Here is a 26,282-nt window from a genome sequence, read left to right as displayed (position 1 = left end):
TCATTCTGCAAGCATCAGGTTCCCGCCCGCGACGATCACGGCGGGGCCGGTCAGGTAGCTGGTCTCCTCGGTGAGCGTGACGACGACGGTGCCGCCGGGCACCTCGATCGTCCACTTACCGGTGGTCTCCCCGCTCAGGGCCGCCGCCGCGACGGCGGTGGCGACCGTGCCGGTGCCGCAGGAGCGGGTCTCGCCCGAGCCGCGCTCGTAGACGCGCATGACCGCGCGGCTGGGGCCCACCGCGTTGAACAGCTCGATGTTGACGCCGCTGGGGAAGACCCCCGGGTCGAAGCCGGGCTGGTGGGTCAGGTCGAGCTGGACGACGGGGTCGCCGATGGGGCAGGCCAGGTGCGGGTTGCCGATGTCGACGTGGACGCCTTCGTACTCGTGACCGGCGACGGTGGTGACGCTGTGGCCGCGGACGACGGGCTTGCCCATGTCGACGGTGACGTCGCCGTTGTCCTCGATGCGGATCTTCCTGACGCCGCCCCTGGTCGCCACGCTGAAGTCGCTCTCCCCGACCAGCCCCGTCTCGACGAGGTAGCGGGCGAAGACGCGGGCGCCGTTGCCGCACATCTCGGCCATGCTGCCGTCGGCGTTGCGGTAGTCCATGAACCATTCGGCCGTGGCGGCCTGGTCGGCCACCTCGGGGCTCAGCTTGGTGCGGACCACGCGCAGGACGCCGTCGGCGCCGATCCCGGCGCGCCGTTCGCAGATCTTGGCGACCAGCACGGCGGACAAGTCGAGCTCGCCCTCGGGGTCAGGGAGGATGACGAAATCGTTCTCGGTGCCGTGACCCTTAAGGAAGCGCATTTGACCATTTTATGCGGAGCCTTGGCCGGCGATCCGCGCCAGGGACCGCTCCAGCAGGTCAGGGGCGTCGTAGGGCAGCCAGTGGACCCGCGGGTCGCGGCGGAACCACGACTCCTGGCGGCGGGCGAAGCGCCTGGTCGCCCGGACTGTCTCGGCGAACGCCTGCTCCTCGGTCCACTCGCCGTCGAGGAAGCGCGCCACCTGGGCGTAGCCCAGCGCGCGGCTCGCCGTACGCCCCTCGGCCAGGCCCTGCCCGAGCAGCGCCCGCACCTCGTCGACCAGGCCCGCCGCCCACATGCGCCCGACCCGGACCTCGATCCGCTCGTCGAGCTCCGGCCTGGGCACCTCCAGCCCGATCTGCACGCTCGGGTAGAGCGCCTCGAACGACGGCATGGTGGCCGAGAACGGGCGGCCCGAATGCTCGATCACCTCCAGCGCGCGCACGATGCGGCGGCCGTTGCTCGGCAGGATCGCCGACGCGGCGGCCGGATCGGCCTCGCGCAACCGCTCGTACAGCGGTGCCGGGCCGCGTTCGGCCAGCTCGGCCTCCAGCCGGGCCCTGATCTCCGGGTCGGTGCCGGGGAAGTCCAGGTCGTCGATGGCCGCGCGCACGTAGAGCCCGCTGCCGCCGACCAGCACGGGCGCGGCCAGTGACTCGATGAGCGGCCTGACCAGCTTCTGGTACTCGGCCACGCTGGCGGTCTCGGTGACGTCCCAGATGTCGAGCAGGTGGTGCGGCACCCCCCGCTGTTCGGCCGGGGAAAGCTTCGCCGTGCCTATGTCCATCCCTCGATAGAGCTGCATCGAGTCGGCGTTGATGCACTCGCCCCCGAGCCGGAGCGCGAGGTCCACAGCGAGATCGGACTTTCCGGCGGCCGTGGGGCCCACGACGGCGATGACTGGTTGCTGACGCACACCGACAAGTGTGTCAACTGTGCAGGTATGGACGGACCGACTAGAGATCGAGCGTCTAGAGATCGAGAAGCGTCGGCTGCAGGTATCCCTCGTGGGTCAGCAGCCAGCGCTTGGTCTCCACGCCCTCGCCGCCGCTGAAGCCGCCCAGCCCGTTGCCCGCGACGACGCGGTGGCAGGGCACCACGATCGGGATCGGGTTCGAGCCCATGATCGAGCCGATGCCGCGGGCCGGCACCCGCGAACCGCTCCGCTCGGCCAGCTCGCCGTAGGTGACGGCGGTGCCGTACGGGATGCCGTGCAGGGTTTTGAGCACCTGCCGCCGCGATCCGGCGGTCAGGCGCCAGTCGATCGGGGTCTCGAACGTACGCAGGTCACCGGCGAAATAGGCGTTCAGCTCGGCGACGGCGAAGGCCGTGCGCTCGGGGTCGTCTACCTCGGTCAGATCCGCGAGCCGCTCCCCCGGATGCGTGCGGGAGCCCCATCCCGTGGCGGCCAGGCCGACCTCGGTCACCGCCAGCACGAACGGCCCTACCGGCGTCGGCACCTCGGCGAACGCGACCGTACCCATCATGTCCTCCCCTGGGGGAATTGCTCCCGGCATAAACACTAGGCGACTCCGGGATGGCCATGTGGCAAAGGCTCTTCAGGGCTGGGAATCCGTGTTGATACCGTCACAGCATGTCAGCACCGAGCGCCACCGCACTCGACCGGATCCCCGGCTGGTTCTGGCCCGCCGACCAGCGCCTTTTCGGCTGGTTTCTGTCGGCCGACGCGCCGGGCGACCTTCTGGAGCTCGGAGCGTACCTCGGGAAGAGCGCGGTTCTGATCGGCGACCACCTGCGGCCGGGCGAGACGTTCACGGTCTGCGATCTGTTCGAGTCGGAAGCGCCGGACGCCGCGAACGAGGCCGAGACCACCGGCTCCTACTCCACCCTCACCCGGCAACGCTTCGAGCAGAACTACCTGAGCGTCCACGACAGCCTGCCGGAGATCGTGCACGGCCCGACCTCGGTGATCCTGAACCACGTCAAGGCGGACTCCTGCCGGTTCGTCCACGTCGACGCCTCACACCTCTACGCGCACGTCAAAGAGGACGTCCTGGCGGCGCGGACGGTGCTGCGGGGTGACGGGATCGCCGCCTTCGACGACTACCGCAGCGAGCACACGCCGGGCGTCGCGCTGGCGGTCTGGGAGGCGGTCGCCGGGCTCGGACTGTCGCCGATCTGCGTCAGCTCACAGAAGTTGTACGCCACATGGGGCGATCCCGTCCCCGTCCAGCGGCGCCTGCTCGCATGGCTGGCGGCCACCCCCGAGCTCTGGCACACCACGGACATACTCGGCGAACGCGAACTCGTCCGCATCAACCAGCGCAAGAAGCCGCCCGCACCGGATGGTGAGCTGAGCGAGCTGGGCCGGCTCAGCGCCGAGCTCCGGCGTACGGCGGCGGACCTGAAGAAGACCGCGGCCGAGTCCCGCACCACTGTCCAGGCGCTGAAGACGGCCACCAAGGAGATCAGCCTGGTCGGTCCCGTCGTCCACCGCGCGGTCCGCTGGACCCGCAGACGCCTCACCCGGCGCTGACGGTCTACCATCGCGCTCGTGTCATCCCGTGAACTCGTCATCCTGGGAACCTCCAGCGCGGTGCCCACGCGCCACCGCAACCACAACGGTTACCTGCTGCGCTGGGACGGCCAGGGGTTCCTGTTCGACCCGGGTGAGGGCACGCAGCGGCAGATGGTGCACGCGGGGGTCAGCGCCAACGACGTCCACTGGCTGTGCCTGACCCACTTCCACGGCGATCACTGCCTGGGAGTGCCCGGCGTGGTGCAGCGCATCGCGCGTGACAAGGTCCGGCATCCCGTGCGAGCGGTCTACCCCGCCTCCGGCGCCGGCTACTGGCAGCGGCTCCGGCATGCCGCCGTCTTCGCCGACACCACAGTCATCGAGGAGCGGCCGGTCAGCGGCGAGCAGGCCACGATCGGCCCGCTGACCGCCCGCCGTCTGTCCCACCCCGTCGAGTCCTACGGCTACCGCCTCCAGGAGGCGGCCAGCCGCCGCATGCTGCCCGACAAGCTGGCATCTTTCGGCATTCGCGGGCCGGAAATCAGCGAGCTCCAGCGCACCGGGTCCGTACGCGGCATCACCCTCGACCAGTGCAGCGTCCCCAAGCCGGGCCAGAGCGCCGCCTTCATCATGGACACCCGCCTGTGCGACGCCGTCTTCGAACTCGCCTCCGGCACCGACCTGCTGGTGATCGAGTCGACGTTCCTGTCCGCCGAGAGCGCCCTGGCCAAGGAGTATGGCCATCTCACCGCGTTCGAGGCCGGTCTCGTGGCCGCCGACGCCGGTGTGCGCCGCCTGGTGCTGACCCACTTCTCCGAACGCTACGGCTTCGCCGACGAGCCTGCCTTCCTCAGCGACGTACGGCGTAGCTATGACGGCGAGGTCATCCTGGCCCGCGACCTGATGAAGATCCCCGTACCGCGACGACGGCACCCGTAGGTCACGGGACCAGCGGGCGCACCTCTTCGGCCACGAACCGGACGAAACCCTCAAGGTCGGGCTCGTCCGCCGTCGGCTGGAGCACCACGGTGTCACCCCCGGCGTCCGCCAGCCGTTGTACGGCCTCGGCCACCGTGCCCGCGTCCCCGGCGACTCCGAAGTCCGGTTTGCCGGCGTCGCCCCAGCGCTCGAGCTCGGCCTTGAGGCGTCCGGCTCCGTCCGGCCCGGTCGCCGCGTGCAGGTGGACGATCACCTCATGGCGGTCGGTACGCCCGGCCGCCGCCCGCCCCTCGTCGATGAGCCCGCGAGCCCGCCGCACCTCGTCGGGCGGAGTCCCGGCGACGAGAATGGTCCCGTCGGCGGCCTCGCCGGACAGGCGCAGCGAGCGCGGCCCGATCGCCCCGGCGAGCACCGGGGACGCCGTCTCCGGCGGCCAGTCGAGGCCGACGTCGTCGAGCCGCACGTAACGGCCCTCCACGGTGACCCGCTCACCGCGCAGCAGCGCCCGCAGAGCCGCGAGGTGCTCGCGCAGCAGGGTCACGGGCGAGTCCACCCGCGCGCCGGCCTGCGCCATCCACTCCTGTACGCCGTGCCCGACACCCAGAACCACCCGCCCCGGGAACAGCCGGTGGAGCGTGGCCGCCTCCATGGCGGTCAGGGCGACGTTCCGCAGGGGCACCGGGAGCAGTCCGACGCCGACGCGCAGCCGCTCGGTCCAGGCCAGGGCCGCGGCCGCGCTGGCGATGCCGCTCTGGGAGAAGCAGTCCTCCCAGAGCCACAGCTCATCCAGCCCCGCCTCCTCCGCGGCACGGGCCGCGCCGCGCATCCGTTCGGGAGGTAGCTGAGGCCGGAACACGGCACCGAGAGCAGTCATGAGATCTTTCCTACCCGCCCGCACCCGGACCGGACAACAACCGCTAGACCAGGATCCGGGTGAGCAGGTCGTGCAGCTGGCCGCGCTCGGCGGCGTCGAGGGGGGCGAGGAGCTCGTCCTGGATGGCTCGCGCCTCCCGCGTCAGGCGGGTGAGTTCGCGCCGTCCCCGGGCGGTGATGGTGGCGGTGACCCTGCGGCGGTCGCCGGGGTCGCGAGCGCGCTCGACGAAGCCGGGCGCCGAGAGCTCGTCCAGGACCTTGACCACGTCGCTGGGGTCGATGCCGAGCCTGGCCGACAGGTCGCGCTGGGCGTGCGGCCCGAAATCCGCCAGCGCCGCCAGCACGGCCATGTGCCACATGCGCAGCCCATCTGCCGCCAGCCGCGCGGCCAGCCGGCCTCTGGCCGCCTTCCCGGTCTTCGACAGCAGGTACGTGGTGAGTCCGAGCAGGCTCGGCGGCAGCGCTTCCATCCTGAATATTGTAGGGTCAACCCCAATAATAGGTCTCCACCCACTATTTAAGGAGATTTCCGGATGGACGTGCTGCATCCTCGGCTGCTGGTCTCGGCGTTCGCGGAGTGCTTCGCCTTCTACGACGCGGTCCTGCCAGAGGTGCTCGGGGCGAGCCTCATGAAGGGCGGCCCGGACGGTCCCTACGCGCACTGGGACGTGGGCTCTGAGGGGGTGCTGTCGATGCTCGACCGTGGCTTCATGCCCGAGGTCGCGGGTGCCCTGCCGGTGGACGCCGCCGCCCAGGATCGCGTCATGCTCGTCAGCCGGGTGGCCGACGTCGACCGGGCCTACGCCGTCTGCCTGGCCCATGGCGGCCGGTCCGTCACCGAGCCCGCGGATCGGCCCGGCTGGGGCGTGCGAGCCGCTCACGTCCGTGACCCGGAAGGCAACCTGGTGGAGTTCCAGTCCTACTGAGCAGGGACGCGGTCACTCGTACGGGCTGCGGCCCTCGTCGATCGCCTGGATCAGGCCGCGAGCGTAGTCGTACGTCGCCCGGTGCAGCCCGCCCCCATAGCTGACCCTGGCCACCCCCAGCTCGGCCAGCTCGGCAAGATCCGGGACGCCCGGCCGGAACAGCACGTTCACCGGGCCGCCGACCTCGCTCACCACGGCCCGGATCTCCTCCGCGTCGCCGAGGACGATCGGGTAGACGCAGTCGGCGCCGGCCTCCAGGTAGCGCCGCGCCCGCGCCACCGCCGCCGCCCGCGTCCCGTCGCCGTGCAGATAGGTGTCGACCCTGGCGTTGATCACCAGCGCCGGACCGGCCGCGGCCCGCACACCGGCCAGGAACTCGGCCTGTGCCTCCACGTCGACGAGCACGTCGGTGCGGGGGTCGGAGTCCTCCAGGTTGCAGCCCACCGCACCGGCCGCGACCAGGCGTTCGACCAGCTCGGCCGGCTTCAGGCCGTAACCGCGCTCGACGTCCGCCGTCACGGGCACGTCCACCACGCGCGTGATGCGGGCCACGGCGGCCATCATCTCGTCGACGGGGGTGCCCTCGCCGTCCTCGTAACCCAGCACCTGGGAGACGGCCGCGCTTCCCGTGGCGATCACCGGGAAGCCGGCCTCCTGTACGGCTCGCGCGGACGCCGCGTCCCAGACGTTGGGCAGCACCAGCGGGTTGCCGGGCACGTGGAGAGCGCGCAGCAGAGCCGCCTTGTCAGTGGTCATGCGGGCAGCCTAGGAAGGAAGCGGCTCCCACCAAAGGGCCAATGCCCCGGGGAACCGCCGAGCCACTTGGCGCGGTCAGCAGCCGCTCTTGGAGCACTGTCCGATGACCTGGCCCGCCGGGCCGTCCGCCGGGCTCTCGCCCGCGGACTCCTGCGCCGGTTTGGTCGGCGCTGACGTGGGCTTCTTGCCGTTCTGGGTCGGAGGCGTGGTGCGCGAGTCGGTGCCCGCCGACCCCTTGTCGAGGCCCTTGTCCGCCTTACCCGTGTTGTCGGTGTTACCCGTGTCGGTGGCGCCCGTGTCGGTCAAGGGTTCGTCGGCCACGTCGGACGGGGTGCCGGCGTCGGGGGCGTCCGTCTTGGCGTCGCCCATGGACGCCTCTTCGTCCTGCTGCAGTTCGTCGGCGGTGGCGGCCTGGCTCGACTGGCCCGCCTGACCGGCCGGCGTCGTCGGCTGGGCGGGGCCGCCCGCCAGCGCGAAGCCGATGCCACCCGCCGCGAGCACGGCCACGAGGGCCGACGCGGCGATGACGACGGTCTTCTTGTTGTCGGTGGACCTGGCTTTTCTGGCAGGTCTCGGCATATCGCCCGGCCCGGTGAGGATCTCCTGGCGATCCGGCTCCATCGGATCTTGCATGGTGGTGCGACTCCCTGCGGTCGTATCGGGAAAGCTCGCCGGCTTCCGCGGGTGATGGACCACACTAGCCGCAGGAGTGGAATGCTCGCGCACCAATCACAAAGGAATCACGACTTGTCACCACTTCATGCCATTCGGCCAGGTCGTCGTGACCGCCTGGCAGCCGCGGCAGGTGTGGCCGGGGTGATCGTCATCGCCGCGCTCGGTATTTTCCTGGCGTTCATGGGATCGCAAAGTCCCGAGCGGGAAAAGGCGCCGGAAAATGATCAGGAAAACGGGCTTTCCCATGGATCAAGCATTACGCCGGCGAGTCGTCCACCGCTCCCGACGTCATGGCCCTCGTACGCGACCCCGGCCGACAGCCTGGCGGCGGACGGCGGCCCGCCGCCGGAGAACGGCCCGACTCCGGAGAAGGGCCTGACACCCGAGAAGGGCCTGGCACCCGAGGATGACCTGACGCCTGAGAAGGGCCTGACACGCGAGAAGGACCTCGCGCCCAAGAAGGCCCTGACGCCCGGGGAGATCGAGGCCCGCCCGCGGCCCGTACCCTCACCGAGCCCGGGAGTGGGCGAAGCGTTGCCACCGCCCGCGCGGAGGGACAGCGCCACACCGAGCGGCCCGGCGGGAAGGACGCGGGCGCCCAGATCCTCGCCGCCCCCGCCGAAGAGCACCGACCTCGAGCCGGCCGCACCGGCGACCGTGACCACCGCGCAGCCGACCCTGGCCACCGCGCAGGCGCCCCGGACAAGCGCGTCCACGCAAAGACCGGAGCCTGCCGCGCCCCTGAGGACCGACCCGTGCGCGACCTTCCTCGACTTCCGCCGCGACTACTGCTACCGGCTCCTCAACCGCCTCGGCCGATGACTCTCCCCGAAGAGGGCGTCCCTGGACAGGGCCGCCAGCCATGACAGACCGCCTTCATCCCCTGAAGGGTGCAGGAGTCCACACCACAACGGCCCAGCGTCATCTGCTCCCCCGAAGGGCAACCCCCACAGAGACCCCGTCACAACGGATCGGTCCGTCACATGACCGTCTCGATCCCTGTGACGGTCCGTCGTGGCTGGGGTCCTTTTGTGGGATGTCCCGTTCGGGGGTGGTTGAAGGCGGGCCGTCGCGGTGGGGACCCTGCGGGGATGCCGGATCGAGACGGACGTGTGACGGACCGCCCGGGGACCCTTGTGGTCACCGCGCCGGGAAGCTCTAGGAAGCCGAGCACGCCCCAGCCGCGGGCACGGCCGGCGGCCGGCCGATGGTGGGCATGCCGAGCGAGACGCCCTTGGCCGGAGCCGGGGCGCCCTGCCGTGCCTCCCAGGCGTCGCCCGCCCGGGTACGGCGGACGGAAACCGGCCCGTCGGCCACCAGGTGGTGCGGAGCCGCGTACGTGACCTCGACCGTGACCATGTCACCCGGCCGCGGCGTGTGGTCGCCGACCGCGAAGTGCACCAGGCGGTTGTCGGCGGCGCGGCCGGACAGCCGCCGCGTGGCGTCGTCCTTGCGGCCCTCGCCCTCGGCGACCAGGACCTCCAGCGTCCGTCCCACCTGCTTGCGGTTCTCCGCCCAGGAGATCTCCTCCTGCAGGGCGACCAGGCGCTCGTAACGCTCCTGGACGACCGCCTTGGGGATCTGGTCGTCCATGGTGGCCGCGGGCGTGCCGGGGCGGATGGAGTACTGGAAGGTGAAGGCGTTGGCGAAGCGGCTCTCGCGTACGACGTCGAGGGTGGCCTGGAAGTCCTCCTCCGTCTCGCCGGGGAAGCCGACGATGATGTCGGTGGAGATGGCCGCGTCGGGCATGGCCGCGCGGACCCGCTCGATGATGCCGAGGTAGCGCTCGGCCCGGTAGGAGCGGCGCATCGCCTTCAGCAGGCGCGAGGAGCCCGACTGCAGCGGCATGTGGAGCTGGTGCATGACGTTGGGCGTCTCGGCCATGGCGGCGATCACGTCGTCGGTGAAGGCGGCCGGGTGCGGCGAGGTGAAGCGGACCCGCTCCAGCCCGTCGATGCCGCCGCAGGCGCGCAGGAGCTTGCCGAACGCCAGCCGGTCGCCGAACTCGACGCCGTAGGTGTTGACGTTCTGGCCGAGCAGCGTGACCTCGAGAACGCCCTGATCCACCAATGTCTGGACTTCGGCGAGAACGTCGCCGGGACGCCGGTCCTTCTCCTTGCCCCGCAGCGACGGCACGATGCAGAACGTGCAGGTGTTGTTGCACCCGACCGAGATCGCGACCCAGGCGGCGTAGGCGGACTCCCGCTTGGTGGGCAGCGTCGAGGGGAAGACCTCGAGCGACTCCTTGAGCTCGACCTGCGCCTCGCCCTGGATGCGGGCCCGCTCCAGCAGCACCGGCAGCGCCCCGATGTTGTGGGTGCCGAACACCACGTCGACCCACGGCGCCTTACGGACGATCTCGCCCTGGTCCTTCTGGGCCAGGCAGCCGCCCACGGCGATCTGCATCCGGGGGTTGCTCACCTTGGCCGGTCGCAGGTGGCCGAGGTTGCCGTAGAGGCGGTTGTCGGCGTTCTCGCGTACGGCGCACGTGTTGAACACCACGACGTCGGCGGTATCGCCCTCGGCCGCGGCCACGTAGCCGGCGTCCTCCAGCAGGCCGGAAAGGCGTTCGGAGTCGTGCACGTTCATCTGGCACCCGTATGTGCGCACTTCATAGGTGCGGGGGCTCTCCTGGGTCACAGTCATCGCACGTCCAAGGGTAGTCCTTGTCCGGCTTGCGGCGGTCGTAGGATCTAAAACACCAGCTTGATGGCATGATGTGATCGGATCGGTACCGCTCGGTTAGTGACCAGCGTCCTAATGGCCCCTAGGTTTTGCACATGACGGAGAACGGGGACGTCACTCCACTTGTAAAGTTGGAGCACGTCAACAAGCACTTCGGGGCTCTGCACGTCCTGAAGGACATCAACCTGACCGTTTCCCGTGGCGAGGTCCTGGTCGTGATCGGCCCTTCGGGTGGCGGCAAGTCCACCCTGTGCCGGGCCGTCAACCGGCTGGAGACCATCGACGGCGGGCAGATCATCTTCGACGGTCAGCCGCTGCCGGAAGAGGGCAAGGCACTGGCCAAGCTCCGCTCCGAAGTGGGCATGGTCTTCCAGTCGTTCAACCTGTTCGCCCACAAGACGATTCGCGAGAACGTCACGCTGGGGCCGATCAAGGTGCGCAAGAAGGCCCGCGACGCCGCCGAGACGCGCGCCATGGAGCTGCTCGAACGGGTGGGCATCGCCGCGCAGGCAGACAAATACCCGGCGCAGCTCTCCGGCGGGCAGCAGCAGCGCGTCGCCATCGCCAGGGCGCTGGCCATGGACCCGAAGATGATCCTGTTCGACGAGCCGACGTCGGCGCTGGACCCGGAGATGGTCCAGGAGGTGCTCGACGTCATGATCGGGCTGGCTCGCGACGGGATGACGATGATGGTCGTCACGCATGAGATGGGGTTCGCGAGAAGAGCCGCGAACCGGGTGGTGTTCATGGCCGAGGGCCAGATCGTCGAAGAGAACACCCCCGACGAGTTCTTCACCAACGCCCAGACAGACCGGGCCAAGGACTTCCTTTCGAAGATCCTCACGCATTGATCCCAGTCCGCAGCAGGAAGATTGAGGTAACCACTATGCAGATGCGTCGAACTGGGGCCGTGTTCGCCGTCACGGCCATGGCGGTCGGTCTTGCCGCGTGTGGCGGTGGCGGCAGCTACACCAACGTCGTGGACAAGCTCAAGGGAGCCAAGGAGATCACCGTTGGCACCAAATGGGACCAGCCGAGCCTGGGCCTGAAAAAGGGTGGCGGTGACCCTGAGGGCTTCGACGTGGACGTCGCCAAGTACATCGTGAAGGAGCTGGCCGGCGGCCAGGATGTGAAGATCACGTGGAAGGAGTCGCCCTCGTCCAACCGCGAGGCGCTGCTCGCCAACGGCACCGTGGACATCATCTTCGCCACTTACTCCATCACCGACGCGCGCAAGCCGAAGGTCACCTTCGGCGGCCCGTACGTCGTCGTCCACCAGGACACCATGGTCCGTGCCGACGCCGCGGACATCACCAAGGCGACGGACCTCAAGGACAAGCGGATCTGCCAGGCGCAGGGCTCCAACTCCTACAAGCGGATCACCGACCCGCCGCCGGACGGCAAGCTCAACCTGCCCGCCAAGCTCGTCGGTGCCAGCAACTACTCCGAGTGCGTGCAGAAGCTCAGTGGTGGCAACCTGGACGCGGTCACCACCGACAACCTGATCCTCGCCGGCTTCGCCAGCCAGGACCCGGGCAAGTACAAGCTGCTGAACGACCCGTTCACGGATGAGAAGTACGGCATCGGCCTGAAGAAGGGCGACAAGACGACCTGCGAGGCCGTCAACAAGGCCGTCGCCAAGATGTGGCAGGACGGCACGGCCACCCAGCTGCTCACGAAGTGGTTCGGCAAGACCGGCCTGGACCTGCCCAAGGAGGCCCCACCGGCCGAGGGTTGCGCCTGATCCTCAAGCCCGCGGCGGCCGGTGACCCGGCCGCCGCCGCCATTCTCTCTGGTGGAGCACGATGGACGAACTGATTCAGTACGCGCCCGACCTGGGCGTAGGATTCCTGAACAACATTAAGCTCTCGCTGATCATCGCGGTGTTCTCGCTGATCGTCGGCACGATCCTGGCCGCCATGCGGGTCTCGCCCACCCCGGTCCTGCGGGCCGCGGGCACGGCGTACGTCAATGTGGTGCGCAACACCCCGCTGACGCTGGTGCTGGCTTTCTGCTACCTCGGGCTCAGCGACACCCTCGGGCTGATCTTCTCCACCGAGGTGCCGCTGACGAACTCGTTCTGGCTGGCCGTGCTGGGCATGTCGGCCTACACGGCGGCGTTCGTCTGCGAGGCGCTGCGGTCGGGCATCAACACCGTGCCCATGGGGCAGGCGGAGGCGGCCCGCGCGATCGGGCTCACCTTCAGCCAGTCGATCACGCTCGTCATCTTCCCGCAGGCCTTCCGGGCGGTCATCGCCCCGCTCGGAAGCGTCCTGATCGCCATGATCAAGAACACGACTGTGGTGGCGGCCGCGGGCTACACCGTGGACGTCGCCGCCACGATGAGGGAGACGTTCGACACCACCGGCGTCTCGATCCCCATCTTCATCGGCATCGTGCTGTCGTTCCTGATACTCATCCTGCCGATCGGCTGGTACACCGGCTGGCTGGCCAGGAGATTGGCGGTGGCCCGATGAGCACGTCCGTCCTCTTCGACGCTCCCGGCCCGCGCGGCCGGGTGCGCAACCACCTGATCACCGGGATCTCCGGGCTTGCCCTGCTGGCGGTGCTCGGCTGGGTGGTGCTGAAGTTCAATGAGAAGGGCCAGTTCGACGGCAAGCTCTGGGAGCCGTTCACCACCGAGACCGTCTGGGTGGACTTCATCCTGCCCGGGCTGGTGGGCACGCTCACGGCCGCTGCGCTGGGCGCGGTCTTCGCGCTGCTGTTCGGTGCGGTCTTCGGCATCGCCAGGCTCTCCGACCACCGGTGGATCAGGATTCCCGCCGCCTGGATCGTGGAGCTCTTCCGGGCGATCCCGCTGCTCCTGCTGATCTTCTTCATCTGGTTCCTGTCGCCCGACCTGTTCGGCGGCGGGGACTACGCGCTGTTCGCGATCGTGCTCGGGCTCACCCTCTACAACGGCTCGGTGCTGGCCGAGGTGGTCAGGGCGGGCATCAACTCGATCCCGAAGGGCCAGTCGGAGGCGGCGTACGCGATCGGGCTGCGCAAGGGCGGCGTGATGCGGTTGATCCTGCTGCCGCAGGGCCTCACGGTGATGATGCCCGCGGTGGTCAGCCAGCTCGTGGTCCTGCTCAAGGACACCGCGCTGGGCTACTTCATCGTCTATGTCGACCTCCTGAACATGGGCTTCAAGACCCTTCCGTCGGTCTACCCCGGCACGAAGCTGGTGTCAGCGATCGTCATCGGCGTCATCTACATCATCATGGCCATGGCGCTCAGCGCGTTCGCCACGTGGCTGGAGAAGCGCAGCCGCCGCAGCCGCAAGACCACGGCCGGGCCGCTCGAGCCGCCGAGCGCGGTGCCGCTGCCCCCGGGGCAGCCGGATATGGGCGGCAGCGTCATGACGCAGTAGCCCACGTCATCAAGCGATCATCGCGCATTGCCGATGACAGGAGTGGGGTGGTCACCGGGCTACGGTGATCGAAGCGGGGTGGTCACCGGAGTGAGGTGATCACCCCGCACTCTTGCCGATCTTCCGGCAGGATGCGTCTATGCCCTTCTGGCGCTCCCCCATCTCGACCACCGACGTCGCCCGGTCCGGCCGACGGCTCGGCTGGCCGACCGCGCTCGACGGCCAGGTGTGGTGGACGGAGGACCGCCCTGACGAGGGCGGACGCACCACGATCATGCACCGCGCCGCCGACGGCACCTGCCGCGAGCTGCTGCCCGAGCCGTGGAGCGCCCGCACCCGCGTGCACGAGTACGGCGGGCGGCCCTACGCGGTCACCCCCGAGGGCGATGTGATCTTCGCCTGCCTCGCCGACCAGCGCCTCTACCTGCTCACCAACCAGGCTGACCGCCCCGACCGCGCTGTCGAGCCCGTCCCGCTCACCCCTGACGGTGACCGCTACGCCGACCTGCTGGTCCGTGACGACCAGGTCTGGTGCGTACGCGAGCGGCACACCGACGACGGGAAGACGACCAGGGCCGTCGTCTCGGTCCCGGTCGGCGGCGGTGAGACGTGCGAATGGGTCACCGGCGGCGACTTCTATGCCTCCCCCGCCATCTCCCCCGATGGACGGCATCTCGCCTACATCACCTGGAACCATCCGCGCATGCCATGGACCGGCACCGAGCTCCGCGTCACCCGCCTGTCCGACGGCACATCGTGGATCGTGGGCGGCGGCCCGTCCGAGTCCGTGCTCGCGCCCAGCTGGAAGGACGACGGCCACCTCTACCTGATCTCCGACCGCTCCGGCTGGTGGAACCTCTACCAGGCCGGCCTCCACGACCTCTCGCCGCAGCCGCTCCATCCCCTGGAGGAGGAGTTCGCCTGGCCGCCGTGGACGCTGGGCGGCCTGCCCTACGCCGTGCTCGGCGACGGACGGCTCGTGGTGCTGCACGGGCGCGGTGACCTGCGGCTCGGCATCCTCGACCCCGAGACGGGCCGGCTCACCGACCTCGATCTGCCGGGCGACGGGTGGGATCCGGCGCTGGCCACCGACGGCACCCACGTGACCGGCATCGCGTACGGTGCCGCGCTCCCGAAGTCGCTCATCCGCGTCGACACCGTCTCCGGCCAGGCCGAGACCCTCAGGCGCGACCTCGACGAGCTGCCCGACCTCGCCTGCCTGCCCACACCCCGGCCGGTGGAGATGGGGCACCGGGTGCACGGCTTCCTCTATCCGCCGTCCAACCCGGCCGCCGAGGACTCGGCGGACGCTCCCCCGTACGTGCTGTTCGTGCACGGTGGTCCGACGGCGCACGAGGGCACGGCGCTCGACCTGGAGAAGGCGTACCTCACCTCGCGCGGCATCGGCGTGCTCGACGTCAACTACGGCGGGTCCAGTGGCTACGGCCGGGCCTACCGCGATCGGCTGAAGGGGCAGTGGGGCGTCGTCGACGTCGAGGACACGATCGCGGCCGCCGAATGGCTGGTGGCCGAGGGGCTGGCCGATCCCGGGCGCATCGCGGTGCGCGGCGGCAGCGCGGGCGGCTGGACCGTGATGGCGGCCTGCTGCCGTTCGGAGGTGTTCGCGGGGGGCGTGTCCTACTACGGCGTCAGCGCGCTGGCCCCGCTCCATGCCCACACCCATGATTTCGAGTCGCGTTACGTGGAGTGGCTGGTCGGCCCGGAGGACCCGCGGCTCTACGCCGAGCGCGAGCCGCTGGCGCTGGTCGACGGCGTCTCCTGCCCGATGCTGCTGCTTCAGGGGCTCGACGATCCCGTGGTGCCGCCCGAGCAGTCGGCGGCCTTCGCCGACGCGCTGGCCGAGCGCGGCGTCCCGTGCACCTATCTGGCGTTCGAGGGCGAGTCGCACGGTTTCCGCCGCACCGAGACGCGGGCCACCGCCCTGGCCGCGGAGCTGGCGTTCTACCAGCAGATTTTCAGCTGATTCTCGCTTTCGTCGCCATCAATCACGGTTCTTGGACAGAACCGGTATCACTCGGCGGTCGCTACTCGCCAACGGTTGAATAACCGTCCTCGACACCGCCCTCCCCAAGTGGATTGCTCGAAGGAGCAGCACGTAGGGCGCGCCTCGCGGCCACGAAGCGCGCCCCACTGGCCAGCCATACATCCCCATCTCGGCACGAGGGAGGGCCAGATGGCCAGCTTGCGCCATCTCAGCATCGCCGTGGTGGCCGCGGCAAGTCTGCTCGCCGCCGCCTGCGCCACGGACACCGGTACGAACGGCTCGGCACCGCCGACAGCGGCCCAGGACACCGGCAAGCCCTTGTCGGGCGGCACGATCAGGCTGGTGGGCGGTGGCGACGTCGACCACCTCGATCCCACCAGCGCCTACTACACGGTCACCAACGGCATCATGCGCGGTTACGCGCGCCAGCTGTTCAACCTGAACGGCGTGGCCAAGGAGGGCGACACCACCAAGGGCTTCGCCGTCGTCCCCGACGTCGCCACCGAGCTGCCGACGACCGCCAACGGCGGCCTCAGCGCCGACCACCTCACGTACACGATCAAGCTGCGGGACGGCGTCCAGTGGGACACCCAGCCGCCGCGGGCGGTGACCGCGGGCGACTTCGTCCGGGGCTTCAAGCGGCTCTGCAACCCGGTGGCCGGAGCGGGCGCGCCCGGCTACTACACCAGCACGATCAAGGGCATGGCCGCCTACTGCGCGGCCTACGGCAAGGCGTTCGAGAAGGCCAAGCCCACGGCGGCGGCGCTGGCCGCCTTCCAGAACTCGCACGACATCGCCGGCGTTCAGGCCAAGGATGACAAGACGATCGTGTTCACGCTGGTCCAGCCGGCGGGCGACTTCCTCAACATCCTGTCACTCAACTTCTCCTCGGCCGCGCCCCAGGAGTACGACCAGTACGTCCCGGACGACGCCACCTTCCGCCAGCACGTGATCTCCGACGGCCCGTACAAGATCACCCAGTACGTGGCGACCAAGTCGATCAGGCTGGAGCGGAACCCCGCCTGGACACAGGCGGCCGACCCGATCAGGCACCAGTACGTCAACGCCGTCGATGTCAAGATGGGCGTCACCGAGCCCGACGCGGTGCAGCAGCAGATCGAGGCGGGCAGCGCGGACCTGTCCTGGGACCTGCCGGTGCCGACCGCCCAGATCCCGCGGCTGAAGAGCGGCGACCCCGACTTCAAGATCTTCCCGGGCGCCGTGACGAACCCGTATCTCGTCTTCAACCAGCAGAGCAAGAACGAGAACGGCGCCATGGGCAAGGTCAAGGTCCGCCAGGCCATCGAGTACGCGATCAACAAGGTGGCCATCGCCAAGATCTACGGCGGTGCCGACGTGGCGACCCCGCTGCACACGGCCATCCCACCGGGCAACATCGGCTACCAGGAGTACAACCCGTACCCGACGCCCGGCGACCAGGGCGACCCGGCCAAGTGCAAGCAGCTGCTCGCCGAGGCGGGCTACCCGAACGGGATGACCCTCATCGGCGCCTTCCGCAACGCGGGCAACCACCCGGCCAACTTCCAGTCCTACTCGGCCGACCTGCAGAAGTGCGGGATCGCCGTCAAGGGCCTGCCCGTACGACAGGGCGACTACTACGGCGCGTTCCTGCAGAACCCGACCATCGCCAAGGACAGCAAGTGGGACATCTCGGCGCCCGGCTGGGTGCCCGACTGGTACGGCAACAACGGCCGCGCCGTCTCCCAGCCGCTGTTCCAGACCAACTGCACCCCGGGCACGAGCAACTACGGCTGCTACAGCAACCCCAAGGTGGACGCCCTCATCAAGCAGGCGCTGGCCGAGCCCGACGCGACCAAGGCGGCCGGGCTCTGGCACCAGGTCGACCAGACGGTGATGGCCGACGCGGTGATCGTGCCGTTCAACAACCAGAACACGCCGATCTACAAGAGCAAGCGGGTGCGCAACGCGCTGTACCTTCCCGCGTTCCAGCTCTACGACATCACCAACCTCTGGCTTGACCCCAACTCGCCATGACGGTGCGGCGCCCCGCGGCACTCCCGCGGGGCGCTGTGAGGGAGGAACATGAGCCTGTTAGAGGTGACGGACCTGAAGGTGGCCTTCCCCACCTCCGACGGCCTGGTCCAGGCGGTGCGGGGACTGTCGTTCACCGTCGACCGCGGCCGGACGCTGGCGATCGTCGGCGAGTCCGGAAGCGGCAAGACCGTGAGCACCCAGGCCATCCTCGGCCTCTCCCCCGGAGCCGACATATCCGGCACCGCCCTGTTCGAAGGGGTGGACCTGCTCGAACTGGACCGCGAGCAGCTACGCCGCATCCGCGGGGCGGAGATCAGCGTCGTCTTCCAGGACCCACTGACCAGCCTGCACCCGCTCTACAAGGTCGGCCGGCAGATCGAGGAGCTCTTCCACGTCCACCGGCCCGCCACCAGTCGCGCCGAGGCCCGCAAGCGCGCGATCGAGCTACTCGGCCTGGTCGGCATCCCCCGGCCGGACCGGCGGGTGGACGACTACCCGCACCAGTTCTCCGGCGGCATGCGACAGCGGGCGATGATCGCCATGTCACTGGCGCTGAACCCGAAGCTCATCGTCGCGGACGAGCCGACCACCGCGCTCGACGCGACCGTCCAGGCGCAGATCCTCGAGCTCATCGGCCGGGTCCAGGCCGAGTTCGACATCGCGCTCATCCTCATCACCCATGATCTCGGCGTCGTGGCGGGCATCGCCGACGAGGTTCTGGTCATGTACGCGGGCCTGGTGGCCGAGCGAGCCGACCGGCGTACCCTCTACTACCGCCCGCACCACCCCTACACCAAGGGCCTGCTGGAGTCGATCCCGGGCAGCACCGGGACCCGGGGCGACCGGCTGCGGCCCATCCCCGGCTCCCCGCCGTCGCTGATCGACCTCCCCTCGGGCTGCGCCTTCCACCCGCGCTGCCCGTACGCCATGCCGGTCTGCGCGGCCGAGCGGCCGCCGCTGGCCAGGGTCACGGGCGGCGGCGGGCACGCCTCGGCCTGCTGGCTGCCCCACGAGGCGGTCGGGCTCGGCCCGGAGGCCGACGCGCTGCGCCGGCACGCGAAGGAGGTCTGATGCTCCTCGAAGTCGAGAACGTCGTCAAGCACTTCCCCATCACCACCGGCCTGCTGGTCAAGCACACGATCGGGCAGGTGCGGGCGGTCGACGGGGTGAGCTTCGACCTGTCGCCGGGCGAGACGCTCGGGCTGGTCGGCGAGACCGGCTGCGGTAAGTCGACGCTCGCCCGCTGCGTCGCGGGCCTGCATCCCATCACCTCGGGCCGGGTCCGCTTCGACGGCGACGACATCACGAACCTGCCCAGGGCCAGGATGCGGGCCTACCGGCGCGACATCCAGGTCATCTTCCAGGACCCCTACGGCTCGCTGAACCCGCGCCGCCGCGTCGGCTCGATCATCGCCGACCCGCTCGTGGTCCACCGGGTGAGCCGCGGCGCCGAGCTGCGCCGTACCGTCCAGGAGCTGATGGAACGGGTGGGGCTCAATCCCGAGCACTACAACCGGTTCCCGGCGGAGTTCTCCGGCGGGCAGCGGCAGCGGATCGGGGTGGCCAGGGCGCTCGCGCTGCGGCCCCGGCTGATCATCTGCGACGAGCCGGTGTCCGCGCTGGACGTCTCCATCCAGGCGCAGATCCTCAACCTGCTGAAGGATCTGCAGGACGACTTCGGGCTGACGTACCTGTTCATCGCGCACGACCTGTCGGTGGTGCGGCACATCAGCGACCGGATCGCGGTCATGTACCTGGGCAAGATCGTCGAACTCGCGGGGGCCGACGAGCTGCACGAACATCCCCGGCATCCCTACACGAACGCCCTCCTTTCCGCCACGGCGGTGGCCGACCCGGACGAGGCCGAACGGCGGCGGCGCATCATCCTCACGGGCGACGTCCCCTCGCCGATCGACCCGCCGCCGGGCTGCCGCTTCCATCCCCGGTGCCCGAAGGCGCGGGACCGCTGCTCCGCGGAGGAACCGCCGCTGGCGCTCCGGGACCACCTGGTGGCCTGCCACTTCCCCGTCGAGACGGGCGAGGACCTGACCACTTCCGATTCCCGTTTTGGGGGGCGGCCCGCATGACGCTCACCGAGATCAGACCGGACGCGGTCAGCGACCGGACGATCGCCGGCCGCAGCCCGTGGCAGCTCGCCTGGGCCAGGATCAGGACCGACAAGGTCGCGCTGGTCTCCGGCCTGATCGTGGTCCTGCTCTGCCTGCTGGCGCTGGCGGCCCCACTCATCGCCGCCTGGAACGGCCACGACCCGGACGAGCAGTTCCGCGACACCGGCATCACCGCGCAGGGGCTGCCGATCGCGCCGAACGGCACGTTCTGGTTCGGCACCGACCGGCTCGGCCGCGACCTGTTCATCAGGGTTCTGTACGGGGCGCGGGTCTCGCTGCTGGTCGGCGTGGTCGCCACCGGGCTGGCGGCGCTGGTCGGCGTCGTCGTCGGCCTGCTGGCCGGCTACTACGGCGGCGTCATCGACACCGTGCTGTCGCGGCTCATGGACGTGGTGCTGTCGTTCCCGTACCTGATCTTCGCCATCGCGGTCGTCTCGATCGCCGGGCCGTCGCTGACCGCGACGATCGGGGTGATCGCCTTCTACTCGTGGGCGGCCATCGCGCGAGTCGTACGCGGCCAGACGCTCTCGCTCAAGGAGCGCGAGTACGTCGAGGCCGCCCGGTCCATCGGCTGCGGCGATCTCCGGATCATGTTCGTCGACATCCTGCCGAACCTGCTCGCCCCGGTCATCGTCCTGACCACGCTGCTCGTGCCGGCAGCCATCGTCTTCGAGTCGACGCTGTCGTTCCTCGGACTCGGCATCGTGCCGCCCACTCCCTCCTGGGGCAACCTGCTCAGCGAGGCGCAGGGCTTCTACCGGGTCGCCTACTGGTACCTGGGCTTCCCCGCGGCCACCCTGCTGCTCACCACGCTCGCCTTCAACCTGGTCGGCGACGGCATCAGGGACGCCATCGACCCGCGCATGGAACGCCTGTTCAGCCGCCGTCGCCGTCGCTCTCGATCTCGCCGCAAGGGGGCCTGATGCTCCGTCGTTTCCTCCTCCGTCGGGCGCTGCTGGGCGTGCTCGTCCTATGGCTCGTCACGCTGGGCACGTTCCTGCTGTTCTTCGTCGCCCCCAGCGACCCCGCCAGGACGCTGGCCGGTCGCCAGGCCACCCCCGAGCAGGTGGAGCTCATCCGCCACAACCTCGGCCTGGACCGCCCGATCCTCGTCCAGTACCTCGACTACCTGAACCGCCTCATCCACGGCGACCTCGGCCAGTCGTACTTCTCCGGCGATTCCATCGGCAAGCTCCTCTCCCAGGACTTCCCGCCCACGGCCTCGCTCGTGATCGGCGGCGCGATCCTCTGGGTGGTCATCGGCGTGGGCGCCGGAGTCATCAGCGCCACCCGGGCACGCTCCCTGCTGGACCGCGTCGTGACGTTCCTGGCCCTGGCCGCCGTGTCCATGCCCACCTTCGTGGTCGGCCTGCTGCTGTTGTACTTCCTGTTCTTCCAGCTCTCCATGGCCGGGGCGCCGCTGCTGCCGCCGGACTCGTACGTGCCGCTCACCGACAGCCCCGGTGAATGGGCCCGCCACCTGATCCTGCCCTGGATCACGCTCGCCATGGTCCAGGCGGCCTCCTACGTACGGCTGACGCGCGGTTCGATGCTGGACATCCTCGGCGAGGACTACATCCGCACGGCCCGCGCCAAGGGCGTCCCCGAGGGCCGGGTCATCTACCGGCACGGCTTACGCGCCGCCCTGACGCCGGTGGTGACGCAACTCGGCGTCGACGTGGGCACGCTGATCGGCGGGGTGGTGGTGACGGAATCGGTCTTCGGCCTCGGCGGCATCGGGCAGGCGGTGGTACAGGCGTTCGTCAGCGGCGACCTCCCGGTCATCATGGGCGTCGTCGTCCTCGCCACCACGGCCGTCGTCGTGGCCAACCTCCTGGTGGACATCACCTACGGCCTCCTGGACCCTCGCATCCGCCTGGCCTGAACCCGACGCGTGGCCGCGTCAGCTGCCGAATTCCTGGTCGACCTTCTGATAGATGGCCTCCGACTTGGGGGTGTAGACCCGATAGAAGTCCTTGCCGCACTCCAGATCGTCCAGCGCGGCCTTGACCTCCTTGGCCAGGTACGGCTGGGCCTGGGCGGGCGTGAGCGTGGCTCCGAAGCTCCGCTTGACCTCGCCCTTCTTGGGAGGCGACGGTACGTCGGGAACGTCCTCGCGCTGCTTGCGGCCGACCTCGTCCTCCTGATCGAGGAAGGCGAGGCGGCCGCGCTGCGACAGTTGCGACGGCCTGGTGTCGGAGACCTTGTATCCCTTGCCCGTCAGGCACGTGGCCATGCTCGATGCCAGCTTGACCAGTTCGGCGTCGCCGTCGATCTCGCGCTCAACCGCCCTGTTCGAGACGGCTTCGGCCTGTTCGTACAGATCCATCTCGGAACTCACCTTCTTGCCGAGGGCCTGCTTGGCCGCGACGACGACGCAGTCGCCCACGGTCTTCCAGTAGCTCTTGTTCTGAGCCGGGGAGAGCTTCGTCCAGATTTTGCCGTTGGGGTCGGCCCCTGAGAGGTCGGGCATGCCGTCGGGAGCGTCTGGGCCCTTCGGGTGGACGTATAACGAGAAGACCCCGAAGCCGTACTTCGCCCGCTGAGCCCTCAACGCCTCATAGTCACCAGCTTTGCGCTTGCGCGCCTCGTCGGTGTCGGGATCTTCCTGCGGCACGTAGGCGATGTATTTGAAGCCCCTCTGCTTCATGCAGTCCGCCTTGGCGGATTCGAACTGGCGCCTCTTCTCCTGTGCCGTCGCGGCCGATTTCGAGGGAGGTGAAGCGCTCTTCCCAGCCGGCTCGGCGTTGCCCCCGCAGCCGCCGAGCACGGCCGTCACGGCCAGGGCTAAGACGGTCTTTCTGATGGTGTTCATGGTCGGTCTCCCTGTATGTCAACGTCACGCGCGCACGCGACCGCCAAGGCATCTGTACGGCTCGTGATGGCGTCCGGCGCTCCCGCCGGCGCGCGTGATCTGCTTCTTCCGTGGCTCGCGTACGAGCCGGCTACCGTCCGATCTGGCAGGTCGTGCGGATCGGGCGCAAGCGACCTCGCGGCTGGCGCCGAGCACTGCCGCAACAGTCGCGCACCTGGACGTGCTGTGGCTCGTCCCCTGTGCCCTGGTCGGAGGCCGTGGACGCGAGTATCACGATCAGCGCCAATGTGGATCTCTCTGACGCGCCCGGCAACCATACTCTGTTTAATGAAGCATGGTCAATCACGGCGGCCTCCACGACCCCGCTCGGATCGCGCGACCAGCCCCAGAACTCAGGTCCACCCTCGATGAGGGCCGAGAGTCCCAGAAGCCCGTGGGCGTCCTCGACCGCCACGGCGCGCGTCGGCGCCCACCGCTCGCCTTGGGGACGGCGGACGGGAAGGCGGGCCGCACGGCACCCACCAGCCACCCGCACAAGGTGATCACGGCCATCCCGGAGCCTGAGCCCCCACCGGAGGCGGGTCATATCCACACTGGCCTGCATCGATCTACGGCGAGCCCAGCGGGCCAACGGCACGCAGTGCGGCGATCGGCCCGAGGGGGTTCCCAAAAGAGCCTCTAAACGCCAGGTTGGGCAGACAGGTCGTCCCCCACCCCACGCCGTACAGAAAACTGATCGTGACTTTCAGCGCGCAAAGCACGGAATGCACTGAATGCACTGATCGCGAACCTCAGCGCGCGAACTCGGTCGCTCGCGACTCCCGGACGACGGTGATGCGGATCTGCCCCGGATAGGTCAGTTCCTCCTCGACCTGCTTGGCCACATCCCGCGCGATCACCTGCGCCTGGATGTCGTCGATCGCGTCCGGCTTCACCATCACCCGGATCTCCCGGCCCGCCTGCATGGCGAACACCTTCTCCACCCCGTCGTACGACTGCGCGATCTCCTCCAGCCGCTCCAGCCGCTTGACGTACGCCTCCAACGATTCCCGTCGCGCGCCCGGACGGCTGCCGCTGATCGCGTCGGCCGCCTGCGTGAGCACGGCCTCGACCGTGCGGACCTCGACCTCGTTGTGGTGCGCCTCGATGGCGTGCACCACGTCCTCCTGCTCGCCGTATCGGCGGGCGATCTCCGCCCCGATCAGCGCGTGGCTGCCCTCGACCTCGTGCGTAAGCGCCTTGCCGATGTCGTGCAGGAGGGCGCAGCGCTTCATCAGCGACTGGTCCATCTTGAGCTCGGCGGCCATGATTCCGGCGATGTGCGCGGACTCGATGAGGTGTTTGAGGACGTTCTGCCCGTAGGAGGTGCGGTATCGGAGCTGGCCGAGGAGCAGCGTCAGCTCGGGGTGCATGTCCGTGATGCCCAGTTCGACCAGCGCGTCCTCTCCCGCCCGCGCGCAGAGGTCCTGCACCTCCGCACGACTGCGCTCGTGCGCCTCCTCGATGCGCTGGGGGTGAATGCGGCCGTCGAGTACCAGTTTCTCCAGTGTGAGCCGGGCAGTTTCCCGGCGTACCGGGTCAAAACACGACAGCAACACCGCTTCCGGTGTGTCGTCGATGATCAGGTTCACGCCGGTCGTCGACTCGAACGCCCGGATGTTGCGCCCCTCACGCCCGATGATCCGGCCCTTCATCTCGTCGCCGGGCAGGTGCAGCACGCTCACCACGGACTCGGCCGTCTGCTCGGCCGCCATCCGCTGCACGGCCAGCGTCACGATCTTGGTAGCGCGCTTCTCGCCCTCCTTGCGCGCATCGCCCTCGATCTCCCTGACGATCAGCGCGGCCTCGCGTTTGGCCTGGTTCTCGATCTCGCGTACCAGCTCGCTCTTGGCCTGCTCTCCGGTGAGCCCGGCGACGCGCTCGAGGATCGCCCGCCGCTCGTCCTCGACCTGCAGCAGCTCCGCGCGCCTGTCGGCCAGCTCGACCTCGGTCTCGCCCAGCTTGCGATCACGTTCGGCCTGCCGCCTGGCCTCCTCATCGAGCCGCTGCTCGCGCTCGGCCAGCCGCCCTTCCCTGCGTTCGAGGTCGGCCCGGAGCTCCTTGAGCTCGGCCTTGAGTATCCGCCCCTCCTCCTCGACCTCGCGCCGCAACTGCGCCGCGCTCTCGGCGGCGGCCGCCGACCTGCGCAGGATCTCCTCGGCATCGGACTCGGCCTTGCCCCGGATCGCCCCGGCCTCTTCACGAGCCAGCTCAAGCTCCTCGTGTACGGCCTGCAGCTGCTCGGGGCTCGGCTTGAGCACTCGCGAACCGCTGCCCGATGTGCGGCGGACGACGATGAGCAACGCGGCGATCATCCCGAACGCCAGCAGGAGCACCGCCACCGACAGCACCACGACAAGCGGCCCCATGTGCTCCCCGCCCTCCTCGCGTCGTCAAGACTCGTAACGCGCCCTCAAAACGGGAGGGGTCACATGCGCGGCGCTGATCGCCCAATCGGCATCTTCACCACGACCGATATCCAACCAAGACTGACCGGGCGTCGACTGGGGTAGCCGACACCTCGCCTGCCTCGATCCACCGAGCTCGTTCGTCCGTCAATCACCGGTATGGCAATCCGCACTGCGCGGAGTAACTCCTCACTGCCGTCGAGGTTATGCGTCGAACAAGTCACGAGCAAGCAAACGAGTCATCAAGCGTGTCTTAAGGGCTTGCATCTCTTCATTGAGGCAGATTTCCCGCTTCTGCCCCGAAATGCCGCTCCACACGCAACTACGCACGCCCTACCCCCAAACCTCGAGCCCGACCAAAGAGGCCCGCCTCCGCTGCCGGCAGGACCCAAACACCTCACCCGAAGAGCCGGGCACCCCTCGGACAGTCCGCACCCCGGTGTGGAACGTGTGTGTGAGGGAGGTGATCCGGTGGGGGCGGGGGCCGTGTGGAGGTCAGGAGAAGTCGTCCTCGATTTCGACGCCCTCTGTCTCCAGTGCCTCGCGGATGACGCGGAAGGCCAGTCCCGGGGCGTACCCCTTTCTGGCCAGCATCCCGGCGAGGCGGCGAGTACGGACCTGAGGGTCCAGGCCGCGAGTGGAGGACAGCTTGCGTTCGACGAGGCGGCGTGCCGTTTCGAGCTCCTGGTCGGGCTCGAGGCGGTCCACGGCCTCGTTGACGGTCTCGGAGTCGACGCCGCGGTGGCGAAGCTCCGCGGCCAGAGCGCGTTTGGCGAGTCCACGACCGTGGTGGCGGGAGTCGACCCAGGCTTCGGCGAATGCCTCGTCGTTGATCAGGCCCAGCTCGGAGAAGCGATCGAGGACCGCCTCCGCGGCTTCATCCGGCACGTCACGCTTACGGAGTGCCTCAGCCAGTTGGGCTCGCGTCTTGGGAGCCATCGTGAGCAGACGGAGGCAGATGGCCCGAGCCACCGACTCAGGGTCGGCGTTGGGAGCGGCCCCGGCGGCCGACCCCTCATCGGGCCCGTCGGGAAGCCACCCGCCACGCCCCCGAGAGCCCGCCGAACGTGCCCCCTTCCCACCCCGCCCACCTGATCGCCGTCCTCTACCGGAGCGCCTCTCCCCACGTCGGCCACCCTGGTACGGATCATCCTGGTACGGATCATCCTCGGCCTGGCCACCGGTATAGGAAGCGCCCTCGAACTGACCGCTGTCGGTGCCCGTACCGGACGACAACCCGTCCTGGGAGAACGGCATATCGCCTCGGAGAGAGGGGTTGTCCGCGGTGGACGATGAAGTGCCTTGGGCAGGCGAAGGCACGTCCTGACCTCGGGGAGACGCATTGCCTGCGG

The 26,282-nt window shown here is 69.3% G+C and carries 25 protein-coding genes; 14 read left to right on the top strand and 11 right to left on the bottom strand.

Going from position 1 to position 26,282, the window contains the following annotated elements; all coding sequences use genetic code 11:
* The 3 genes from dapF to AB0C30_RS22615 are packed head-to-tail and all read right to left on the bottom strand — an operon-like array spanning position 1 to position 2,299.
* Complete coding sequence (dapF, locus tag AB0C30_RS22625) at positions 1 to 813, bottom strand: diaminopimelate epimerase (protein WP_357947075.1); 813 nt, start codon at positions 811 to 813, stop codon at positions 1 to 3.
* A gap of 9 nt (positions 814 to 822) precedes the next feature.
* Positions 823 to 1,728 (bottom strand): tRNA (adenosine(37)-N6)-dimethylallyltransferase MiaA, encoded by a 906-nt coding sequence (gene miaA, locus AB0C30_RS22620; RefSeq protein WP_357947072.1) that lies wholly within the window; start codon positions 1,726 to 1,728, stop codon positions 823 to 825.
* A 55-nt stretch (positions 1,729 to 1,783) separates the two neighbouring features.
* On the bottom strand, positions 1,784 to 2,299 hold the full coding sequence (locus AB0C30_RS22615; RefSeq protein ID WP_357947070.1) for a methylated-DNA--[protein]-cysteine S-methyltransferase: 516 nt from the start codon (positions 2,297 to 2,299) through the stop codon (positions 1,784 to 1,786).
* A 107-nt stretch (positions 2,300 to 2,406) separates the two neighbouring features.
* On the opposite strand from AB0C30_RS22615, the gene AB0C30_RS22610 reads away from it, so the two are divergent.
* Positions 2,407 to 3,309 carry a class I SAM-dependent methyltransferase gene (locus AB0C30_RS22610; RefSeq protein ID WP_357947067.1) on the top strand — a complete coding sequence of 301 codons (903 nt, stop codon included), beginning with the start codon at positions 2,407 to 2,409 and terminating at the stop codon, positions 3,307 to 3,309.
* Between the two features lie 18 nt (positions 3,310 to 3,327).
* On the top strand, positions 3,328 to 4,230 hold the full coding sequence (locus tag AB0C30_RS22605) for a ribonuclease Z (RefSeq protein WP_357947065.1): 903 nt from the start codon (positions 3,328 to 3,330) through the stop codon (positions 4,228 to 4,230).
* A 1-nt stretch (position 4,231) separates the two neighbouring features.
* Here AB0C30_RS22605 and AB0C30_RS22600 read toward each other — a convergent pair whose 3' ends face one another.
* A complete protein-coding gene (locus AB0C30_RS22600; protein ID WP_357947062.1) occupies positions 4,232 to 5,104 on the bottom strand; it encodes an LLM class flavin-dependent oxidoreductase in 873 nt (290 codons plus the stop codon).
* 43 nt (positions 5,105 to 5,147) lie between these two features.
* Complete coding sequence (locus AB0C30_RS22595) at positions 5,148 to 5,573, bottom strand: MarR family winged helix-turn-helix transcriptional regulator (RefSeq protein WP_357947059.1); 426 nt, start codon at positions 5,571 to 5,573, stop codon at positions 5,148 to 5,150.
* Positions 5,574 to 5,636: 63 nt separating this feature from the next.
* On the opposite strand from AB0C30_RS22595, the gene AB0C30_RS22590 reads away from it, so the two are divergent.
* Positions 5,637 to 6,029, top strand: coding sequence for a VOC family protein (locus tag AB0C30_RS22590; protein WP_357947056.1), 393 nt, complete (start codon positions 5,637 to 5,639; stop codon positions 6,027 to 6,029).
* 12 nt (positions 6,030 to 6,041) lie between these two features.
* Here AB0C30_RS22590 and AB0C30_RS22585 read toward each other — a convergent pair whose 3' ends face one another.
* Positions 6,042 to 6,785, bottom strand: coding sequence for an isocitrate lyase/phosphoenolpyruvate mutase family protein (locus AB0C30_RS22585; protein WP_357947053.1), 744 nt, complete (start codon positions 6,783 to 6,785; stop codon positions 6,042 to 6,044).
* A 75-nt stretch (positions 6,786 to 6,860) separates the two neighbouring features.
* Positions 6,861 to 7,418, bottom strand: a complete 558-nt coding sequence (locus AB0C30_RS22580) for a hypothetical protein (protein ID WP_357947050.1) — start codon at positions 7,416 to 7,418, stop codon at positions 6,861 to 6,863.
* A gap of 183 nt (positions 7,419 to 7,601) precedes the next feature.
* Between AB0C30_RS22580 and AB0C30_RS22575 the strand changes: the two genes are divergently transcribed.
* Entirely contained in the window at positions 7,602 to 8,282 is a 681-nt protein-coding gene (locus tag AB0C30_RS22575; protein WP_357947047.1) for a hypothetical protein, read from the top strand.
* Between the two features lie 336 nt (positions 8,283 to 8,618).
* On the opposite strand, the gene miaB is transcribed toward AB0C30_RS22575, so the two are convergent.
* Positions 8,619 to 10,106 (bottom strand): tRNA (N6-isopentenyl adenosine(37)-C2)-methylthiotransferase MiaB, encoded by a 1,488-nt coding sequence (gene miaB, locus AB0C30_RS22570; protein WP_357947044.1) that lies wholly within the window; start codon positions 10,104 to 10,106, stop codon positions 8,619 to 8,621.
* A gap of 134 nt (positions 10,107 to 10,240) precedes the next feature.
* Here miaB and AB0C30_RS22565 point away from each other — a divergent pair, with 134 nt between their 5' ends.
* The 10 genes from AB0C30_RS22565 to AB0C30_RS22520 all read left to right on the top strand — a co-directional run bounded on the left by AB0C30_RS22565 (position 10,241) and on the right by AB0C30_RS22520 (position 21,553).
* Entirely contained in the window at positions 10,241 to 10,996 is a 756-nt protein-coding gene (locus tag AB0C30_RS22565; RefSeq protein WP_357947041.1) for an amino acid ABC transporter ATP-binding protein, read from the top strand.
* A gap of 35 nt (positions 10,997 to 11,031) precedes the next feature.
* Positions 11,032 to 11,889 (top strand): glutamate ABC transporter substrate-binding protein, encoded by an 858-nt coding sequence (locus AB0C30_RS22560; RefSeq protein ID WP_357947038.1) that lies wholly within the window; start codon positions 11,032 to 11,034, stop codon positions 11,887 to 11,889.
* 61 nt (positions 11,890 to 11,950) lie between these two features.
* Complete coding sequence (locus tag AB0C30_RS22555; RefSeq protein ID WP_357947036.1) at positions 11,951 to 12,622, top strand: amino acid ABC transporter permease; 672 nt, start codon at positions 11,951 to 11,953, stop codon at positions 12,620 to 12,622.
* Positions 12,619 to 13,518 carry an amino acid ABC transporter permease gene (locus tag AB0C30_RS22550; RefSeq protein WP_357947034.1) on the top strand — a complete coding sequence of 300 codons (900 nt, stop codon included), beginning with the start codon at positions 12,619 to 12,621 and terminating at the stop codon, positions 13,516 to 13,518. Before AB0C30_RS22555 ends, AB0C30_RS22550 begins: the two co-directional genes overlap by 4 nt.
* A gap of 139 nt (positions 13,519 to 13,657) precedes the next feature.
* Positions 13,658 to 15,502 (top strand): prolyl oligopeptidase family serine peptidase, encoded by a 1,845-nt coding sequence (locus tag AB0C30_RS22545; protein ID WP_357947031.1) that lies wholly within the window; start codon positions 13,658 to 13,660, stop codon positions 15,500 to 15,502.
* A 210-nt stretch (positions 15,503 to 15,712) separates the two neighbouring features.
* Complete coding sequence (locus AB0C30_RS22540; RefSeq protein ID WP_357947027.1) at positions 15,713 to 17,539, top strand: ABC transporter substrate-binding protein; 1,827 nt, start codon at positions 15,713 to 15,715, stop codon at positions 17,537 to 17,539.
* Between the two features lie 48 nt (positions 17,540 to 17,587).
* Positions 17,588 to 18,610 (top strand): ABC transporter ATP-binding protein, encoded by a 1,023-nt coding sequence (locus AB0C30_RS22535; RefSeq protein WP_357947024.1) that lies wholly within the window; start codon positions 17,588 to 17,590, stop codon positions 18,608 to 18,610.
* On the top strand, positions 18,610 to 19,626 hold the full coding sequence (locus tag AB0C30_RS22530) for a dipeptide ABC transporter ATP-binding protein (protein WP_357947021.1): 1,017 nt from the start codon (positions 18,610 to 18,612) through the stop codon (positions 19,624 to 19,626). Before AB0C30_RS22535 ends, AB0C30_RS22530 begins: the two co-directional genes overlap by 1 nt.
* Positions 19,623 to 20,591, top strand: coding sequence for an ABC transporter permease (locus AB0C30_RS22525; RefSeq protein WP_357947018.1), 969 nt, complete (start codon positions 19,623 to 19,625; stop codon positions 20,589 to 20,591). Before AB0C30_RS22530 ends, AB0C30_RS22525 begins: the two co-directional genes overlap by 4 nt.
* A complete protein-coding gene (locus tag AB0C30_RS22520; protein WP_357947015.1) occupies positions 20,591 to 21,553 on the top strand; it encodes an ABC transporter permease in 963 nt (320 codons plus the stop codon). Before AB0C30_RS22525 ends, AB0C30_RS22520 begins: the two co-directional genes overlap by 1 nt.
* 18 nt (positions 21,554 to 21,571) lie before the next feature.
* Here AB0C30_RS22520 and AB0C30_RS22515 read toward each other — a convergent pair whose 3' ends face one another.
* The 3 genes from AB0C30_RS22515 to recX all read right to left on the bottom strand — a co-directional run bounded on the left by AB0C30_RS22515 (position 21,572) and on the right by recX (position 26,187).
* The gene (locus tag AB0C30_RS22515) at positions 21,572 to 22,483 is read right to left on the bottom strand and encodes a hypothetical protein (RefSeq protein WP_357947013.1); all 912 of its coding nucleotides are present in this window, start codon (positions 22,481 to 22,483) and stop codon (positions 21,572 to 21,574) included.
* Positions 22,484 to 23,274: 791 nt separating this feature from the next.
* Entirely contained in the window at positions 23,275 to 24,891 is a 1,617-nt protein-coding gene (rny, locus tag AB0C30_RS22510) for a ribonuclease Y (RefSeq protein WP_357947010.1), read from the bottom strand.
* 534 nt (positions 24,892 to 25,425) lie between these two features.
* A complete protein-coding gene (gene recX, locus AB0C30_RS22505) occupies positions 25,426 to 26,187 on the bottom strand; it encodes a recombination regulator RecX (RefSeq protein WP_357947007.1) in 762 nt (253 codons plus the stop codon).
* Positions 26,188 to 26,282: the final 95 nt, after the last annotated feature.

Origin of the sequence: Nonomuraea sp. NPDC048901, from assembly GCF_040649695.1 — a bacterium.
Lineage (GTDB): Bacteria > Actinomycetota > Actinomycetes > Streptosporangiales > Streptosporangiaceae > Nonomuraea.
The sequence above is the reverse complement of the archived record's forward strand: the minus strand, read 5'-3'. Positions and strand labels throughout refer to the sequence as shown.